Genomic DNA, 17,560 nt, shown 5'->3' with positions numbered 1-17,560 from the left:
TCCAGCATTGATGTGACTGACACTCCGCCTTCGCCGGCAAGCCGGCTCCTACAGAGATTGTTTGTCAGGCCAGGTTTTCGTCGGTGGCTGGCACGACCAGGATGCCGGCGCGCAAGCCATTCTTCACCTTGGGGTTCGGGAAGATGATCCGGGCGCCCTCTTCTTCGATGATCCATCGGGTATTGGCGATGTCTTCCGCCAGCAGGTAACCCACGTCCAACTCAGAAAAGTTCTCGATGTCCGCCGGAAGGTTCAAGCGGAAGCTATCGCTGTGCTTGATGATTTCCCGCGCCACGCTGTACAGCTGCAAACCGTCCAGCGCCGATTCGGTCAGTTCCGGTTCGGTGCCTTCGATGATCTGTTTCAGGCGGGTTTCCAGCAGGGAAACATTGACCCCGGCGTTTTGCCCGAACGGCCGCGCCTTGCCCAGTTCGAGGGTGAAGGACTCGGCGCCCAGCTTGTCGTAGGTGTAGGAACTGAAGACGATGGATGGCTTGTTCTGCAACAGCACCGCCTCCATGCCGGCAGCACGCAGGCGCGCCAGTTCCTGACGCGAATGCTGGCGACCTTCCTTCCAGGGGTACAAGGCGAACTGCTCGATTTTCGAGCCGCGAATCGCGGTGTGCAGGTCGTAGTGCAGACGCTGGCGATCCGGCAGGCTGAAGAAAACCGCCGCCAGCCGCTCCAGCTCACAAGCGCGCAAGGCTTCTGAGCCGCTGCTCTGTTCGTGCCGGCCATTGAACAGCCGATTGACGTCCTGTTCGATGAAGCGCTCGCCTTTACGGATCGCGTCGGGGTTACCGAACAGAAACAGAATTCGTGCGCGTGGCTTCAAGTCGCCACGAGCGATGTCATGCAACAGGCGATCAAGCAACTCGATCGGCGCTGTTTCGTTGCCGTGGATACCGGCCGACAGCAGCAGGTCCAGGCCATTGTCGCGAGCTTCAGGTGGCCGGACTTCCAGCGCACCTTCGCTCAACCAGCGCATCCGCACGCCTTCGACAGTCAGTTGAGTCTTCTCCGCCGGTTCGCGGCCGGCGAGGGTCAGTTCAAGCAGTTTGCCGAGGGCGAGCATAGAGCGGTTTCCTTAGTGGTCGTGTGCGCAATCCGGGCCGTGCTCGTGGTCTTCGTCACCGACTTCAGCCGGTTCCATTTCCAGTTGCAGACTTACCAGATTAGTCGCCAATGGGCGCAGCAGCAGGTTAGCGTATTCAGCATCGCCTTCTTCAACGTCCACACCGATCAGCAGTTGGCCGCGGCCATCGTGCTGGATCCACAGCTCTTTGCCTTGCCACATGACCGCGACGCGGGTGCAGGAAGTTTCCAGTTGCGTGCCGTCGGTGTCTTCAAGGATCAGCTGCAGGGTATCGCTCATGTTTTTTACGCTCTCGTTTGAGACTTTCAATTGATCTGGAATGGATAAACCGCGCCCAGTTTAAGGATTTGCGTCAGTTCATCCAGTGCCGTCCGGCACTCAAGCAGCAATTGCGGGTCCGCAAGATCGTTTTCAGTCATGCGGTCGCGGTAGTGCTTGTCGACCCATTCGGTCAACGTGCCGTACAACGGTGCCGTCATGATAACCCCTGGATTGACGGCTGCCAGTTCGGTTTCATTCAGTGCGACGCGCAGCCGCAGGCAAGCCGGGCCACCACCGTTCTGCATACTTTGTTTCAGATCGAACACTTTCACTTCGCGGATCAGGCCGCCGGAGCTGGTCAAACCTTGCAGGTATTGCCAGACACGCTCATTGCCACGGCACTCTTCCGGCACGATCAACAGCATCGAGCCGTCAGGACGCGACAGTAGTTGGCTATTGAACAAGTAGGAACGAACGGCGTCTTCCACGGTTACTGCGGAACGCGGTACGCAGACCGACTGAAATTTCCCGCCGACTTTGGCAAGTTTGCTTTGCAGTTCGGCGAGCATCTGTTCGGTGTCGAGGAAGGCGTCCTCGTGATAGAACAACACCTCACCGTTACCCACTGCGATCACGTCGTTGTGGAATACGCCCTGATCGATCACCGACGGATTTTGCTGCGCGTAGACCACGCCGTCTTCGCTCAAACCGTGCAGGCGGACAACGGCCTGGGACGCTTCCAGTGTCTGGCGCGCCGGGTATTTCTGCGGTGCGGGGTAACGGGTGTCGAAGGCGCTGCGACCGAAAACGAAGAACTCGACGCCCGCTTCACCGTATTCACGGCAGAAACGGGTGTGGTTGGCGGCGCCTTCGTCACCGAACTGCGCCACGGCCGGCAGCGCGGCGTGGTGAGCAAAGTGCTTCTGATCGGCGAACATGGCGCCCAGCACGCGACTGGTGGTCGGGTGTTCGATGCTGCGGTGGTATTTGCAGTTGAGGTTGGCAGCGGTGAAATGCACGCGGCCATCCGCCGTGTCGGCACTTGGGCTGACTGTGGCGGCGTTAGCCACCCACATGCTCGACGCCGAGCAACTGGCGACCAGCAACGGCATAGCGTCTTTAGCTGCTTGCTCGATCACTTGAGCATCGGTACCGCTGAAACCCAAACGGCGCAGTGCGGCTACGTCCGGGCGCTCTTGCGGCGCCAGCACGCCCTGCTGAAAGCCCATTTCCATCAACGCTTTCATCTTCGCCAGGCCTTGCAGCGCGGCTTCCTTCGGGTTCGAGGACTGCTGGCTGTTGCTCTGGGACGCGACGTTACCGTAGGACAAACCGCCGTAGTTATGGGTCGGCCCCACTAGACCGTCAAAATTGACTTCATAGGATTTCATAGCGAGGCTCCACGAGAATCTGTTGTTATAGGCTTCAAGTAACTGTTCTTTTAGACCGAGGCGCGGCCATCGCCAGCAGGCTGGCTCCCACAGTGATTGAGCCGTACACAAAATGTGTGAACACCACCGAACCTGTGGGAGCCAGCCTGCTGGCGATGGGCATCACGCCATCTTCACGCCTGGTGTCAGGGCCGCAGGCAACACCAGGCTCGGGGTTTCCAGCGACGCCACCGGATACGCGCAGTAATCTGCTGCGTAGTAGGCGCTTGCGCGATGGTTGCCCGAGGCGCCGACACCGCCGAATGGCGCGCTGCTTGCCGCACCGGTCAGTTGCTTGTTCCAGTTGACGATACCGGCACGGCTTTCCAGCCAGAACTGCTGATAACGCGCTTCGGAATCCGACAGCAGACCTGCCGCCAGGCCATAGTCGGTGTCGTTGGCTTCGGCGATCGCGGCTTCAAAATCAGCGTAGCGGATCACTTGCAGCAACGGGCCGAACAACTCTTCGTCAGGACGATCAGCCACGGCTGTCACGTCCAGAATACCTGGGGTCAGCAACGCGGCTTGCGCCTGCGGCTGGGTCATTTCCAGCAAGGCCACTGCGCCATTGGCCAGCAAGTGTTCTTGCGCATCCATCAGCGCTTTCGCAGCACCGAGGGAGATGACCGAACCCATGAACGGTGCCGGTTGTTGATCAAATGCACCGACTTCGATCGTCGCGCAGACCGCCACCAGACGCGCCAGCAGCGTGTCGCCCCAGGCACCCTGCGGCACCAGCAGACGGCGAGCACAGGTGCAACGCTGACCGGCAGAAATGAAAGCCGACTGAATGATGGTGTAAACGGCGGCATCGAGGTCCGCCACTTCGTCGACCACCAGCGGGTTGTTGCCGCCCATTTCCAGCGCAAGGATCTTGTCTGGACGACCAGCGAATTGCTGATGCAAATGGTTGCCCGTGCGGCTGGAACCGGTGAAAAACAGGCCGTCGATGCCCGGGTTCGCCGCCAGGGCGATACCGGTTTCGCGAGCGCCTTGCAGCAGGTTCAATACACCTGCTGGCAGACCGGCTTCGATCCAGCATTTAACCGTCAGCTCGGCGACTTTCGGAGTCAGTTCGCTCGGCTTGAACAACACACTATTACCGGCCAGCAGCGCTGGCACGATGTGACCGTTTGGCAAGTGGCCAGGGAAATTGTAAGGACCAAACACCGCCACTACGCCATGAGGCTTGTGACGCAGTACCGCAGTGGCGTCGCCCAGAGGGCCGCTCTTCTCGCCGGTACGTTCGCGGTAGCTCTGCACCGAAATCGCGATCTTGTTGACCATGCTGGTCACTTCAGTCGCCGACTCCCACAGTGGTTTGCCGGTTTCCTCACCGATGCAGTGCGCCAGCTCGTCAGCCTTGCTTTTCAGTGCCGCAGCAAAGGCCTCAAGCACGGCAATGCGCTCGTCCAGCGTACGACGGGCCCAGCCGGGGAATGCCTGACGCGCGGCTTGCACGGCGGATTCAACCTGAGCAGCCGTAGCGCCTTCGCCGGACCATAGCACTTGCTGGGTCACCGGGTTCAGCGACTGGAAGGATTCACCCTGGCCGGCCAGCCATTCACCTGCGATGTATAGCGAATTCATTATTTCGACTCCCGAGCAGCGGACAACGGAACGGCGCGCACTTGATCACCAGCGTTGAGTTGAAGGCGTTTAGCGGTCAGCGGATCAACCACAAGCGTGCCGGCGGCGAGGCGTGCTGGCGCGGCAGTCATCCGGCAGTCTTCGCGCTTGCGGTTGTGAATCAGGAAAGGCGTCGCGTCGTCACCTGGCGTGCCGATGGCCAACACCAGCGCCTCGCTGTCACGTACCGCGCGGATCTTGCTGGTTTCGCACTCGACGGCCGGGCCGGCGTCGAAGATGTCGACGTAACCCTGGTAGCTGAAACCTTCGCTCTTGAGCATGGCCAGCGCCGGCTCGGTGTCCGGGTGCACCTGGCCGATGACGTTGCGCGCGTCTGGCGACAGGAAGCAGGTGTACAGCGGAAACTTCGGCATCAGTTCGGCGATGAACGCCTTGTTGCCCACGCCGGTCAGGTAATCGGCCTGGCTGAATTCCATCTTGAAGAAGTGACGGCCCAGGCTTTCCCAGAACGGCGAGCGCCCGGCTTCGTCGGACACACCGCGCATCTCGGCTATGATCTTGTTGCCGAATAGTTGCGGGAACTCGGCAATGAACAGCATCCGCGCCTTGGCCAGCATGCGGCCATTAAGGCCGGTGCGGTAATCGGCGTGCAGGAACAACGAGCACAATTCCGAGTTACCGGTCAGGTCATTGGCCAGGAACAGCGTCGGGATCTCGCGGTAGATGTTCAGCTCTTGCGAAGCGCTGACCGTCAGGCCGACCCGGAAGTTGTACCAGGGCTCGCGCAGGCCGACCGCACCGGCGATGGCGGAAATGCCCACCACACGACCCGTGTCGTCTTCGAGTACGAACAGGTAGTCCGCATCAGCGCGCCCGGCTTCGCCGCGAAAGGTCTTCTCGGCCCAGCCGACCCGATGGGCCAGACGTTCTTCGTTGGCCGGCAAAGTGGTCAGGCCGGTGCCAGTGCTGCGGGCCAGGTCGATCAGAGCGGGTAAATCGCTGCTGCGTACGGGACGAACGATCATGCTATCTCCTCAAACGGGTCGCTTGCGCCACCCGTGAAATTTCGCTGCTTTCCAGGCATTTCTTTCTGGAAATCGAAGCCGGCGTTAAACCGCCACCAGGCGCACGCTGGCACCTTCACCGACGCCCAAGGCTTCGGCCGCTTCCAGATCCAGGGTCACTGGTTTGCCTGGCGCATAATCGAGCTCAAGCAACACGGCGCGGTAATCCTGCAACTGGGCATTGGCCACCAGGTACTGACGACCGGCACCTTTGACCGGCTCACCGATTTTCACCGGCACAACGCGGCTCTGGGCGATCGAGCGGATCCCCGTCACACGTGCGTGCAAGGTCGGGCCGCCGTCGAAAATGTCGATGTAGTGATCGGTTTCAAAACCTTCGCGCATCAGGATGTCGAAAGTGATCTGCGCCCGTGGGTGCACCTGGCCCATCGCCTCTTGAGCAGAGTCCGGCAGCAGCGGCACATAAATCGGGTAATGCGGCATCAGTTCGGCCAGGAACGTGCGGCTCTTCAGACCGCACAGACGTTCGGCTTCAGCGTAGTTGAGGTCGAAAAAGTTGCGGCCGATGGCATCCCAGAATGGCGAGTCACCGTTTTCATCGCTGTAGCCCACGATCTCGGTCACCACGGAATCGGCAAAGCGCTCCGGATGGCTGGCCACGAACAGCAAGCGACCACGGGAATTGAGCTCGGCCCAAGGCGACCCCACCAGCTCGCGCTGTACGTAGAAACTGGTCAGCAAACTGTTGCCGGTCAGGTCGTGGCACTGGGAGAGCACGTGGATCTTGTTATGAATCTTCAGCTCGCGAGAAGCGTGCACGAAGGTTTCATTACGGAAGCTGTAGAACGGCTCGGAATAACCCGCCGAGGCCACGATGGCCGAGCAACCGGCCAGTTTGCCGGTGGTCGTGTCTTCGAGGACGAAGAAATAGCTCTCTTCACCATTGAAGCTGACTTCGGCAGCAAACGAGGCTTCGCTTGCGGCGATCTTGTCGCTCAGGCGTTCAACGTCATCCGGCAAGGAAGTGACACCAATCGGGCTATCCGCAGCCAGACGCTGTACCTCGCCCAGATCAGCCATTTGCGCGGGGCGCATCACCAGCATGGTGTCACTCCTTAATCAAGAAACAGGTCGACCCGAATGATCGACAGGAAAAAAATACCGGGATTGCAAGGCATCGTGTCCCTGTAGGAGCTGGCTTGCCAGCGAAGACGGCCGGTTGATCGCCGCAAGGCTTTCGGGCCTCTTCGCTGGCAAGCCAGCTCCTACAATGGGTAAACGCTTCAGGCAGGCCCAGCATAAAAATTGGGTTCGACGCCTGAAACTCAGGCGCCGAAGGGCCTATCAGGCTTGCGTCAGTTTTGCAGCAGCACGTTCGAAACGGTCCAGGCCGGCATCGATGTCCGCATCTTCAACCACCAGGCTAGGCGCAAAACGCACCACGTCCGGGCCGGCTTGCAGAATCATCAGGCCTTCACGTTCGGCGGCGTTGAAAATGTCCTTGGCCTTGCCTTTCCAGGCATCGCTCAGCACGCAGCCGATCAACAGGCCCATGCCACGGACCTTGGTGAACAGGCCGTACTTCTCGCCGATCTGCTCAAGGCGCGCCTTGAACTTGTCGTGCTTGGCGTTGACGCCAGCCAGCACTTCAGGAGTGTTGACCACGTCGATCACCGCTTCCGCGACCGCACACGCCAGCGGGTTGCCGCCATAGGTGGTGCCGTGGGTACCGACGACCAGGTGTTTGGCCAGGTCTTCGGTGGTCAGCATCGCCGCGATCGGGAAACCGCCGCCCAGGCTCTTGGCGCTGGTCAGGATGTCCGGGATCACGCCGTAATGCTGGTAGGCAAACAGATGGCCGGTACGGCCCATGCCGGTTTGCACTTCGTCGAAGATCAGCAGCGCGTTGTGCGCGGTGCAAAGTTCGCGGGCGCCTTGCAGGTATTCGAGTTCGGCCGGGATCACACCGCTTTCGCCCTGAATCGGCTCCAGCACCACTGCGCAAGTCTTGTCGGAAATGGCGGCTTTCAGCGCGGCCAGATCGTTGTACGGCACGTGGGTGATACCGGTGATTTTCGGACCGAAGCCGTCGGAGTACTTCGACTGGCCACCGACGTTGACGGTGAACAGGGTACGGCCGTGGAAGCTGTTGAGCGCGGCGATGATTTCGTACTTCTCGCTGCCGAAACGGTCGAAACCGACACGACGGGCCAACTTGAAGGCGGCCTCGTTGGCTTCGGCGCCGGAGTTACAGAAGAAGGCGCGGTCGGCAAAGGTGGCGTCGATCAGCTTATGCGCCAGGCGCAAGGCCGGCTCATTGGTGAACACGTTGGACACGTGCCACAACTTGTTCGCCTGCTCGGTCAAGGCACCGACCAGCGCAGGGTGTGCGTGGCCCAATACGTTAACGGCAATCCCGCCAGCGAAGTCGATCAGCTCGCGGCCAGACTGGTCCCAAACGCGGGAACCGGCACCGCGCACAGGGATGAATGCGGCAGGCGCGTAGTTGGGAACCATTACCTGATCGAAATCGGCGCGTTGTACCGCAGCGTGCTCAACGGACATCGGAGTCTCCTGAAGAGAAAACACTCGCCTGAAACTGGCGAGCGATGGGGGGATTGTAAGGACAGTTTTCAGCCCGGCCTTGCCGCCAAGCGACAACTTCTTATAGCGCAAACCCCGGTTTCAGCCGGGTTTACGGCAATGCGACATATAGCGTCGCAAAGGCGCAGTTTAAACCGCCGGCACAGGTTATAGGCAGGCTTGATGAACGGTGCGGTAAATATGTACCGCACGCTGTGCATCGTCGTCTGTTTTGCTTGGGCTCAAACCAAACGCTAAGGGAATAGCGCATGAACCAAGACGATTTTGAGTTCGGCACACAACCGGACACCCACTTTCATCACGCTTACCGAAACCTGCCCTCGTGGGTATTGGAGTCTTCAGTCGAAACCCGCAGCGCCCTGAAGAACGCCAACCTTGAGGTGCCACACTGGCACCGCACCGCGACTCGACTGCAACATCAGGTGCTGAAAGCCTCAGGCCAGACTCACTTGGCCCAGCGAAACCGACTGGGCTCGATGCTGGCAAAACTGCAAAACGCCCGGGATTTTGCCGAATCGATACTGGGTCCGGCCCTGAAAGCCCGTTTCGACCTGGACATAGACGTAAAAACCACATTCCTGCGTCTGTACATCCCTCAGGCCACGCCCTTTTTCGCGATCAAGACCGGCGCCGCCCGCACATGGACGGTATCGCTGCTTGATGCCGCGCTACACAACTTCCAGGCGTCAGAGACTGAAGCGGATGCCTACGAGCCGGCGTCGACCTTTATCACCGAACCGTCGCCTATAGGGCAGTTCGATACCCTGCCGCAGGTCACCCGGAAAATCACGATTCAGGGTTTTATCCGGTTGTGCCGGGAGCTGGACATCGGCGGCCAGTACAACGCCTACCTTAAAGAAAACCTGGGGTTGACCAACCCGGTGGCCGGGGCCGTCTTGAAACCGAATGTCATGAGCGCGAACAAAGCGGCACTGCGCTCGGCGTTGCACCTGGCCCACACGCGCCAGGACATTGATAGCGACGCCTTTAACGCGATCTACCGCGTACTGGAAGGACGCTCGGCGATGCTTTGGGATGGCCACCCCCTGCATTGTCACGACCTGACGATGATGTCTTCATCGCTGACCGGCATTGTGATTTTTGGTGCAAAATCGAGCCGGGCAACCAAGGCTACCCGCATCATTGCCTACATTCCGGATGACCCGCAGCATCCGCTCAAGCTGTACGCCGACACAGTGGCGTTCATGACCGAACTGACCCGCAAGCTGCGTTCGCCCGCTTATCAAACCTTCTTCAGCCGCTTCGTCGATCACGCGGAACGAGGGCATTTTTTTGCCGACCTCAACAGTCGCTTGCGAACAGTGACATGGCATCAACACACTCACGGCGATCCACTGCCAAGCTGGCGCGAAACGCCCATCGACAAGCCTAACCTGCAATTTTCGATGACGCCGTTCAGAGCGGGCCTGTGGAATCACCTGTACCAGCGACAACTAAACAAAATCATCAATGACGCGAGCACACTCGCCGTCTCCACCGCTCGTGCCGATCAAACTGCGCGATGGGCGCTGTGGGACGCGTTCAGCAAAATTGCCTCCACGATCCTTGAAGTAGCGACGTTTGTTGCCCTGCCCTTTGTGCCGTTTCTGGGCGAGTTGATGCTGGCCTATATGGCCTACCAGCTCCTCGACGAGACCTTTGAAGGGATCATTGACTGGGCGCAAGGGCTGAAAAAACAAGCGTTCGAGCACTTGATCGGCATCGTCGAAACGGCGGTGCAAGTGGGAACCTTCGCGGTGGGCGGCGCCATCGCCGCCGGCACCTTCAGTCGCCTCCTATCCCGCGAAACGGCGGCACTGATCGCGCCGCTAAAACCCGTACCCACACCAGAGGGCAAAACCAAATACTGGAAGCCGGATCTGGCGCCGTACGAACAAACCATCGAACTGCCGGCAGAGAAAAACCCCGATCTCCTGGGCCTGTACCGCCACGAGGGCAAAATGCTTCTGCCCCTTGAAGGAAAGCTGTATGCCGTACGGCCAACTCGCGATACCGGTCAGTTTCAGATTGAACACCCAAGCCGCGTCGACAGTTATAAGCCGTCATTGCAGCACAACGGTCATGGCGCCTGGCAAACAGAACTGGAGCAACCCCTGCATTGGGACCGGGAAACCGTCATGCGGCGTCTAGGGCACAGTGTCGAATCGTTTTCCAGCGCCGAGCGTGAACAGATTCTGCGAATCAGTGGTTTTCACGACAACGTGCTGCGAGAAACCCATGTCGAAAACCATCGCCCGCCATCGCTGCTGACCGACACGATCAAGCGTTTCAGGATCGACCGGGATATTCAGACGTTTATCGAACAGATTGGCAGCGACCAGTCTGAGCAATACCGCAAGGCTGATCCGCTCATGCAGCATCAGTTGCTGACCCGATTCGACTCATGGCCTGTCGATACTGCCCTGCCGGAACCGGGAGCCCAGACACCAGCCTTGCGAAAGCAGACCGCGGATATCGCCCGAAACTACCGCAAGTCGCTGTTCGAGCTTCGCTATCGCGAACAGGAAATGACTGCCGATCCAGCTACCCAACAGCTGCTTGCCGACTTTGAGGGATTACCCACCGATATCGCTCAAGAGCTAGTGAGCAATGCGTCGGGCAACGAACTGAGGCAATTGCACAACGGGGCCACACCTCAACGCCTGAAAGACGTCGCAAGGAAAGCCCTGGAGGCTGTGCGCGCATCCCGAGCTTATGAAGGCCTCTTTTCTGACGCCCTGGTGACCGCAGACACCCACACGCTCGCCTTGCACAGCCTGGATTTGCTACCCGGATGGCCTGCCAACGTGCGCATCGAGGTGAGGGACTTTGCCCATGACGGGACCGTGCGCAACAGCATTGGCCCAGTCGACGCATCGATCCGAAAAACGCTGGTGCGCAGTGAAGACGGCGCTTATCAAGTACTTGATGACAAGCAAACTCAGCAGTTCTCGGGCGATTTTTATCAGGCCATCCTTCAAGCACTGCCGGATACCGAGCGCACCACATTGGGCTTTTCCATTGGGGAAGGACAAATGCTCAAACAACGCATTGCCGAGCAGGCTCTGGACCACCCAAAGCTACGTGCACTCTTTGCGAAAAACCCCCATCGAAAACCCTTCTATGACCCAACGACCATGCGCCTGCCCGGAGGTACGGAAGGTTACCCGCACATTGGTCCCGCAACTCCAACGCTCAACGAAAGGGTGCGCGAGGTTTACCCAAGCCTCTCCGAGGACGAAATCCAGTCCATGGTTCTCATGCTGCAGCGTCATCCCAGTGGCGCCCGTGTAGAACTTTCACGGCTGGCAAACGAGTTGGCCCGTCTGCACCAGGATCTGGGGCGCTGGATAAACGACGCCCCGACCGTCCACCCGCAAACCCGACTTGCATTGAGCGACCTGGACCGCGAGATCGCGCGTCGCAATCGCACCCAGCTTGCCCAGGAAATCCAGCGCAGCTGGCGCCGCCAATCCGAGCGCGATTTCGATGCGCCCGATGGCAGCGAGCAGTATGTACTGAGGTTTGCAGAACCGATCCTGGGCGACTTGCCGTCGCTGACCGCTGGCTTCAGTCATGTGTCGCTGCTTTCTCTGGAAGGCAATCATGCTGCGCAGGGTGTGTCGGAGTTCCTGAACCGATTTAGTGGGCTTCGTCGCCTGGAGCTGCGCCGTTTCGCCTTGACCACCCTCCCCGAGGCCATCACCCGAATGCCGAACCTCGATGCGCTGGTGTTAAGTAATTGCGGTATCAGGATGAACACAGCCACGTGGTCGAAAGTGACTGCATTAGACAAACTGGTCATGCTGGACCTGTACAAAAACCCGTTCGAAATCGTACCTCGCATCGACTCGATGAATGAGCTGGTTCACCTTGATCTAAGCGACACCAATCTGACCGATATTCCGACCGGAGCCCTGCAACATCCAAAGCTCGACACACTCCTGCTGATGAACAACAAGATCAGTGAATTACCTGTCGAGTTATTCGAGAGCTCACTGTACGACAAGCGCGGTGTGCACCTGACGCACAACCCGATTTCCAACCGTTCACGGGAACTCGTCAAACAACATCACTTCGACAGTGCCTACGACATGGGCGTCTATGCACCCGAGGCGGACATTGATCGCGTTAAAACGCTGTACCCAGGCATGGAGGTCGAGCAAGCGAGCGAGTTTGTCTACGAGTTGCCGGGCACGCTGGAGGATGGTCGGGCAGAACTGACGCGCCTGGAAGCGGAGCTGACTCGTTTGAGAACTGATCTGTCTACCTGGACCGCCGACCTTCCCGCTCGACACCCGCTGACGGGTCAGCCTTTCACCGCCGCCGAACTCTTTGTCGAACAAGCCAACCGTGACGAGCTCAAGCAGGCGCTGGAGCAATGCTGGCAGCATGAATCCGAACTGGATGATTTCAACGACGGTATAACGCCCACCTACGAACTTACTGTCCGCTCGGTCATCAACGGACAATTACCTACACTGAATGCAGACTTCAGCCATGTTTCAGCGCTGGAGATTCAGAGTGCCAGTGGCGTGACATATATCGGTCGCTTCCTGGAGTCCTTCCCCAGCCTCAAAAGCCTGCGGCTGCGCGACTGCACGCTGGGCAACATTCCAGAAGCCGTGTTCAACATGGGCCAATTGCGATCCCTTTCACTTCCCGCTTGCCGCGTCAGACTGTCAGTAGAGTCAGCGAACGCATTGGCCGGAATGGAACAGCTCGATTACCTAGACCTAGGCTCCAACCCACTGGGACAAACCGTTGATCTCAGCCAGATGCCGGACCTGTCGACCCTCCTGCTCGACAACACTGGCATCACCGAAATACCAAACGGCCTGCTTCATCTGACCGATCTGGACTGGGTAGACCTGAGCGCCAATGCGATCACCGAACTGCCCAGCGACTTGATGGAACTGCCAGTGGAAACGGCAGAGAACATTACGTTGCGAGGCAACCCGTTGTCGGAGGAAAGCCTGTTACGGCTGATCAGTTACTACGAACGCACGGGAGCAGATTTCGGCGTGGACGAAGTCATCGATCGAGGTGAAGTGCAAATGTCCACCTCTGAAGGCTCCGAGGTCGACGAGTAACTCAGCCGCGCTCGGACGGCACCGACGACAACTCGAACGGACTGCTGCTGCGCCGCTGGTTGCGATCTTCCCGCGGTGTGGCACCGAAGAAATTGCGGTAGGCGCTGGAGAAATGCGGCCCCGAAGAGAAGCCACACGACAAGCCGATCTGGATGATCGACTTGCTGGTTTGCATCAACATTTGCCGGGCCTTGTTCAGGCGTAATTCCAGGTAGTACTGGCTCGGCACACGATTGAGGTATTGCTTGAAGATCCGCTCCAACTGCCGACGGGACACGCACACATGCTGGGCGATTTCGTCGGTGGTCAGCGGCTCTTCGATGTTGGCTTCCATCAGCAACACCGCTTGGGTGAGCTTCGGATGGCTGGAACCGAGACGGTTTTGCAGCGGGATACGTTGACGCTCGCCGCCCTCGCGGATACGTTCGACCACCAGTTCTTCGGACACGGCACCGGCCAGTTCTGCGCCGTGATCACGGGCCAATACTGCCAACAGCAAATCGAGTACCGACAGGCCGCCACACGCGGTCAGTCGATCGCGATCCCAATCGAACAGGTGACTAGTGGCGATGACTTTCGGGAAGCGTTCGGCGAAATCGTCCTGCCAGCGCCAATGCACGGCAGCGCGATAGCCGTCGAGCAAACCCAATTGCGCCAGCGGGTACACACCGGCCGACAAGCCGCCAATCACACAACCGGCCCGGACCAATTGTTTCAACGCACTGCTGAGCGCCGGCGCGAGTGCGGTCGGCGGCTCATCGGCGAGCAGAAACAGTTTCTGGAAGTTTTCGAGCTTGCCGACCCACGGTTCACCCGGCAATTGCCAGGCGCCTTCGGTCGGCGGTTCGGCCTGCAAAAACGACAGTTCGTAAACCACATCCGGATGCACACGCTGGGCAACACGCAAGGCCTCCTCAGCCAGCGCAAGCGTCAGGGCTTTAGTGCTGGGCCAAATCAGGAAACCAATTCGATGGGCAGTCATGGCGGGCAATCCGAAACGAGAACAGTGTTAGAAGCCGAAAGCGGCTGCAACCAAATTAGACCATCTGGCGCGCGGTGCGCAGCATGACCTAATTTGGTGCGTAACGGGAGCTATTACTTGAGGCTGCCCGAGAGGAATTGTTGCAAACGTTCAGACTGCGGATTAACCAGCACTTCACGCGGGTTGCCACTTTCTTCAACGACACCTTTGTGCAGGAATACCAACTGGTTCGACACTTCACGAGCAAAGCCCATTTCGTGCGTCACCACCACCATGGTCCGGCCTTCCTGGGCCAGGGCCTGCATGACTTTCAGCACGTCGCCGACCAGTTCCGGGTCGAGTGCCGACGTCGGTTCGTCAAACAGCATTACCTCGGGTTCCATCGCCAGCGCACGGGCAATGGCCACACGCTGCTGCTCGCCGCCGGACATGTGGCCAGGGTAGGCGTCTTTACGGTGGCCCACGCCTACTTTATTCAGGTAGTGCTCGGCTTTTTCGCGGGCTTCGGCCTTGGACATGCCCAGTACGTGAACCGGTGCTTCCATGATGTTTTCCAGCGCGGTCATGTGCGACCACAGGTTGAAATGCTGGAACACCATCGACAGGCGCGAACGCATGCGTTGCAGCTGTTTCGGGTCGGCCGCCTTCAGCGCGCCGTCCTTGTTGGCGACCAGTTTCAGCTCTTCGTTGTTGAGCAGGATCTTGCCCGCGTGCGGCTGCTCCAGCAGGTTTATGCAGCGCAGGAAGGTACTTTTGCCGGAGCCACTGGAGCCGATGATGCTGATCACATCGCCAGCCGCCGCTTTCAGGGACACGCCCTTGAGCACTTCGTGACTGCCATAGCGTTTATGCAGGTCTTGGACTTCAAGTTTGTACATGCGGTCGGTTCTCACAAAAACAGTCAGTCAGTCGTTGAGCAAGCGCCCGTGACGCAGCGCTTCGCGCCCCGCCACCTTGGCCAGCCAGAAACCGGGTTGGGCATAACGCAGCCGTTCAATGGCAAACAGCACCCCGGACGTACCAGCACACACCGTGCTGACCCGATCCGACAACGGATCGATCACTTCAAAAATCTCGTCACCGGCTTCGATCCACTCACCGGGTTTACGCAGAAAACTCACCACACCAGGGTGCGGTGCAAACAGCAATTCGGTGCCGTCGAACGGCAGGCCTTCGCACGCTTCTTGCGCAGGTTTGGGCCATTCGCCGCTGATCAAGCCTTGCTCGGCGAGGAACGCCAGAATGCCTTCGGCGTGAGCCTCAGACTCAAGACGACCGGTATCGGCCTGACCACCTAATTCAATGGTAGTCGCCAGACAGGCCAGCGGAATCTGTGCATCAGGGAACAGGCGCGACAGACGCAGCCATGGCAGCGAGCAGGCTTCGTCAAAAGAACTGCCGCCGGAATCTTCCGCCAGCAGACCGACCCGCACATTCAAGTGCGCGGCCAACGAACGCCACTGCGGCCAGTGTTGCGGCAAGGCGTACATGTGCAGCGCCGCTTCAGCATCGCAGTGCAAATCCAGCACAACATCGGCGGTGCAGGCGTGGCTGAGCAAGATGCGCTGCATGCCTTGCAACTGGCTACTCGCCTCTGGCAATACGGCCAGATGATCAGCCATTGCCTGACGGATCAGGCGAATATTGGCGTGCGGATCGTCACCCAGGCTTTCTGCCAACGCAGCCGCAACCGGCGCGCTCAGCTCGACGAAATCGCGATTGAAATTCTTGCCGCTGCCCGCCTCGAAACGCCCTTGATGATTGCCTTGAAGCAGTTGACCGAGGCCCATCGGGTTGGCCACCGGCACCAACTCGATCACACCGTTGAGCAAGCCTTGGGCTTCGAGCTCGGCCAGGCGCTTTTTCAGCTCCCAAGCCGTGCGCATCCCCGGCAGCTCATCGGCGTGCAGGCTGGCCTGAATGTAGGCCTTGCGCTCGCCACTACCGAAGCGGAACACCGAAATCTGGCGTTCGCTGCCCAGGTGGCTCCACGGCAATGCATGATCGATGCGTTCCATATCAGTGCTTCCGCGGGGCCAGATAGCCCAGCCAGCGACGCTCGGCCATTTTGAACAGCTTCACCAGAATGAAGGTCAGGCACAGGTAGAACACGCCGGCGGTGATGTAGGCCTCGAACGGCAGGTAGAACTGGGCGTTGACCGTGCGCGCGGCACCGGTGATGTCGATCAGGGTCACGATGGACGCCAGACTGGTGGTTTGCAGCATCATGATCACTTCGTTGCTGTACTGCGGCAGCGCCCGGCGCAGGGCCGATGGCAGCAGGATGCGCTTGTACAATTTGTAGCGCGACATGCCCATCGCCTTGGCGGCTTCGATCTCGCCGTTCGGCGTGGCACGCAGGCTGCCGGCGATGATCTCGGCGGTGTAGGCGCTGGTGTTGATCGCAAAGGCCAGGCACGCACAGAACGTTGCACTGGACAGCCACGGCCAGAGGAAGCTTTCACGTACCGCTTCGAATTGCGCCAACCCGTAGTAGATCAAAAACAGCTGCACCAGCATCGGCGTGCCGCGGATCACGTAGGTGTAGAGCCAGGCGGACATGTTTACGGCCGCGTTCTTCGAGACACGCATCAGGCCTAGTGGCAATGCGCACAACAGGCCGAAAAACAGCGACAGCGCGAGCAATTTGAGGGTAGTCACCAAGCCGCCGAGGTACAGCGGCAAGGCCTCCCAAATGACGTTGTAGTCGAAGATCATAGATCAGCCGCCCTTACGCCTACCGAGTAGCGCTTCTCAAGGTGACGCAATGCCAGCAACGAGACACTGGTGATCACCAGGTACATTGCCGCCACCGCGAGGAAGAAGGTGAAAGGCTCGCGGGTGGCATCTGCCGCCTGCTTGGCCTTGAACATCATGTCTTGCAGCCCCACTACCGAAATCAGCGCAGTAGCTTTGGTCAACACCAGCCAGTTGTTGGTAAAGCCCGGAATCGCCAAGCGAATCATCTGAGGCACCAATACCCGGAAGAACACCTGAAAGCTGCTCATGCCGTACGCCATGCCGGCCTCTGCCTGCCCTTTCGGAATCGCCATAAAGGCGCCACGGAAAGTTTCCGACAGGTACGCACCGAAGATAAAACCCAGGGTGCCGATACCGGCGGCCAACGGGTTCAGGTCGATGTAGTCGTCAAAACCGAGCAGCGGTGCGACGCGGTTGAGCAGGTCCTGGCCGCCGTAGAAAATCAGCAGGATCAGCACCAGATCGGGAATACCGCGGATCACCGTGGAATACAGATCGCCCAGCCAGGCCAGCCAGCGAATCGGCGACAGACGCAGCGCCACGCCGATCAGCCCCAGAACGATGGCCAGGACCATGGACGACAAGGCGAGCTGAAGCGTCAGCCATGCGCCATCGAGGATGACAGCCCCGTAGCCTTTCAACATGATTCAGGTCCTCGAAAGTTGGGATGAAAAAATGGCGCAAACCTCAGAGATCCTGTTGCTTGCGCCATTTCGGAC

General features: G+C 59.2%; 13 protein-coding genes. 1 reads left to right on the top strand and 12 read right to left on the bottom strand.

All coding sequences use genetic code 11. The features are described 5' to 3' along the window. Positions 1–64: 64 nt before the first annotated feature. From astE to AC1DWM_RS22350, 7 genes are all read right to left on the bottom strand, one after another. Positions 65–1,075, bottom strand: coding sequence for a succinylglutamate desuccinylase (astE, locus tag AC1DWM_RS22380; protein WP_223516151.1), 1,011 nt, complete (start codon positions 1,073–1,075; stop codon positions 65–67). 12 nt (positions 1,076–1,087) lie between these two features. Then, positions 1,088–1,375, bottom strand: coding sequence for a topoisomerase II (locus AC1DWM_RS22375; protein ID WP_223516149.1), 288 nt, complete (start codon positions 1,373–1,375; stop codon positions 1,088–1,090). A gap of 26 nt (positions 1,376–1,401) precedes the next feature. After that, positions 1,402–2,748: an N-succinylarginine dihydrolase gene (gene astB / locus AC1DWM_RS22370; RefSeq protein ID WP_223516147.1), complete on the bottom strand. Its 1,347-nt coding sequence runs from the start codon at positions 2,746–2,748 to the stop codon at positions 1,402–1,404. A 162-nt stretch (positions 2,749–2,910) separates the two neighbouring features. Further along, entirely contained in the window at positions 2,911–4,380 is a 1,470-nt protein-coding gene (gene astD / locus AC1DWM_RS22365) for a succinylglutamate-semialdehyde dehydrogenase (RefSeq protein WP_477796145.1), read from the bottom strand. Further along, positions 4,377–5,402 (bottom strand): arginine N-succinyltransferase, encoded by a 1,026-nt coding sequence (gene astA, locus AC1DWM_RS22360; RefSeq protein ID WP_223516145.1) that lies wholly within the window; start codon positions 5,400–5,402, stop codon positions 4,377–4,379. The genes astD and astA overlap by 4 nt, the downstream gene beginning before the upstream one ends. A gap of 84 nt (positions 5,403–5,486) precedes the next feature. After that, positions 5,487–6,506, bottom strand: coding sequence for an arginine/ornithine succinyltransferase subunit alpha (gene aruF / locus AC1DWM_RS22355; RefSeq protein WP_150779065.1), 1,020 nt, complete (start codon positions 6,504–6,506; stop codon positions 5,487–5,489). Between the two features lie 240 nt (positions 6,507–6,746). Next, on the bottom strand, positions 6,747–7,967 hold the full coding sequence (locus AC1DWM_RS22350; RefSeq protein WP_223516143.1) for an aspartate aminotransferase family protein: 1,221 nt from the start codon (positions 7,965–7,967) through the stop codon (positions 6,747–6,749). A 287-nt stretch (positions 7,968–8,254) separates the two neighbouring features. Here AC1DWM_RS22350 and AC1DWM_RS22345 point away from each other — a divergent pair, with 287 nt between their 5' ends. Further along, the gene (locus AC1DWM_RS22345; protein WP_477796128.1) at positions 8,255–13,099 is read left to right on the top strand and encodes a dermonecrotic toxin domain-containing protein; all 4,845 of its coding nucleotides are present in this window, start codon (positions 8,255–8,257) and stop codon (positions 13,097–13,099) included. Position 13,100: 1 nt separating this feature from the next. On the opposite strand, the gene argR is transcribed toward AC1DWM_RS22345, so the two are convergent. From argR to AC1DWM_RS22320, 5 genes are all read right to left on the bottom strand, one after another. After that, positions 13,101–14,081, bottom strand: a complete 981-nt coding sequence (gene argR, locus AC1DWM_RS22340) for a transcriptional regulator ArgR (protein ID WP_223516140.1) — start codon at positions 14,079–14,081, stop codon at positions 13,101–13,103. Between the two features lie 113 nt (positions 14,082–14,194). Then, positions 14,195–14,959 carry an ABC transporter ATP-binding protein gene (locus AC1DWM_RS22335; RefSeq protein ID WP_007943885.1) on the bottom strand — a complete coding sequence of 255 codons (765 nt, stop codon included), beginning with the start codon at positions 14,957–14,959 and terminating at the stop codon, positions 14,195–14,197. Between the two features lie 27 nt (positions 14,960–14,986). Then, positions 14,987–16,099, bottom strand: a complete 1,113-nt coding sequence (locus AC1DWM_RS22330; RefSeq protein WP_477796127.1) for a M14 family metallopeptidase — start codon at positions 16,097–16,099, stop codon at positions 14,987–14,989. A gap of 1 nt (position 16,100) precedes the next feature. After that, positions 16,101–16,799 carry an ABC transporter permease gene (locus tag AC1DWM_RS22325; protein WP_223516136.1) on the bottom strand — a complete coding sequence of 233 codons (699 nt, stop codon included), beginning with the start codon at positions 16,797–16,799 and terminating at the stop codon, positions 16,101–16,103. Further along, positions 16,796–17,485, bottom strand: a complete 690-nt coding sequence (locus tag AC1DWM_RS22320) for an ABC transporter permease (protein WP_007943881.1) — start codon at positions 17,483–17,485, stop codon at positions 16,796–16,798. The genes AC1DWM_RS22325 and AC1DWM_RS22320 overlap by 4 nt, the downstream gene beginning before the upstream one ends. Positions 17,486–17,560 lie beyond the last annotated feature (75 nt).

The sequence above is a fragment of the Pseudomonas sp. P4_C8 genome, assembly GCF_056401975.1.
The sequence above is the reverse complement of the archived record's forward strand: the minus strand, read 5'-3'. Positions and strand labels throughout refer to the sequence as shown.

Excerpts from the sequence above, each read along its gene's own strand:
- argR (WP_223516140.1), bottom strand. The coding sequence starts at position 14,081 with ATGACTGCCCATCGAATTGGTTTCCTGATTTGGCCCAGCACTAAAGCC.
- AC1DWM_RS22330 (WP_477796127.1), bottom strand. The coding sequence starts at position 16,099 with ATGGAACGCATCGATCATGCATTGCCGTGGAGCCACCTGGGCAGCGAA.
- AC1DWM_RS22350 (WP_223516143.1), bottom strand. The coding sequence starts at position 7,967 with ATGTCCGTTGAGCACGCTGCGGTACAACGCGCCGATTTCGATCAGGTA.
- aruF (WP_150779065.1), bottom strand. The coding sequence starts at position 6,506 with ATGCTGGTGATGCGCCCCGCGCAAATGGCTGATCTGGGCGAGGTACAG.
- AC1DWM_RS22375 (WP_223516149.1), bottom strand. The coding sequence starts at position 1,375 with ATGAGCGATACCCTGCAGCTGATCCTTGAAGACACCGACGGCACGCAA.
- astE (WP_223516151.1), bottom strand. The coding sequence starts at position 1,075 with ATGCTCGCCCTCGGCAAACTGCTTGAACTGACCCTCGCCGGCCGCGAA.
- AC1DWM_RS22325 (WP_223516136.1), bottom strand. The coding sequence starts at position 16,799 with ATGATCTTCGACTACAACGTCATTTGGGAGGCCTTGCCGCTGTACCTC.
- astB (WP_223516147.1), bottom strand. The coding sequence starts at position 2,748 with ATGAAATCCTATGAAGTCAATTTTGACGGTCTAGTGGGGCCGACCCAT.
- AC1DWM_RS22335 (WP_007943885.1), bottom strand. The coding sequence starts at position 14,959 with ATGTACAAACTTGAAGTCCAAGACCTGCATAAACGCTATGGCAGTCAC.
- AC1DWM_RS22345 (WP_477796128.1), top strand. The coding sequence starts at position 8,255 with ATGAACCAAGACGATTTTGAGTTCGGCACACAACCGGACACCCACTTT.
- astA (WP_223516145.1), bottom strand. The coding sequence starts at position 5,402 with ATGATCGTTCGTCCCGTACGCAGCAGCGATTTACCCGCTCTGATCGAC.
- AC1DWM_RS22320 (WP_007943881.1), bottom strand. The coding sequence starts at position 17,485 with ATGTTGAAAGGCTACGGGGCTGTCATCCTCGATGGCGCATGGCTGACG.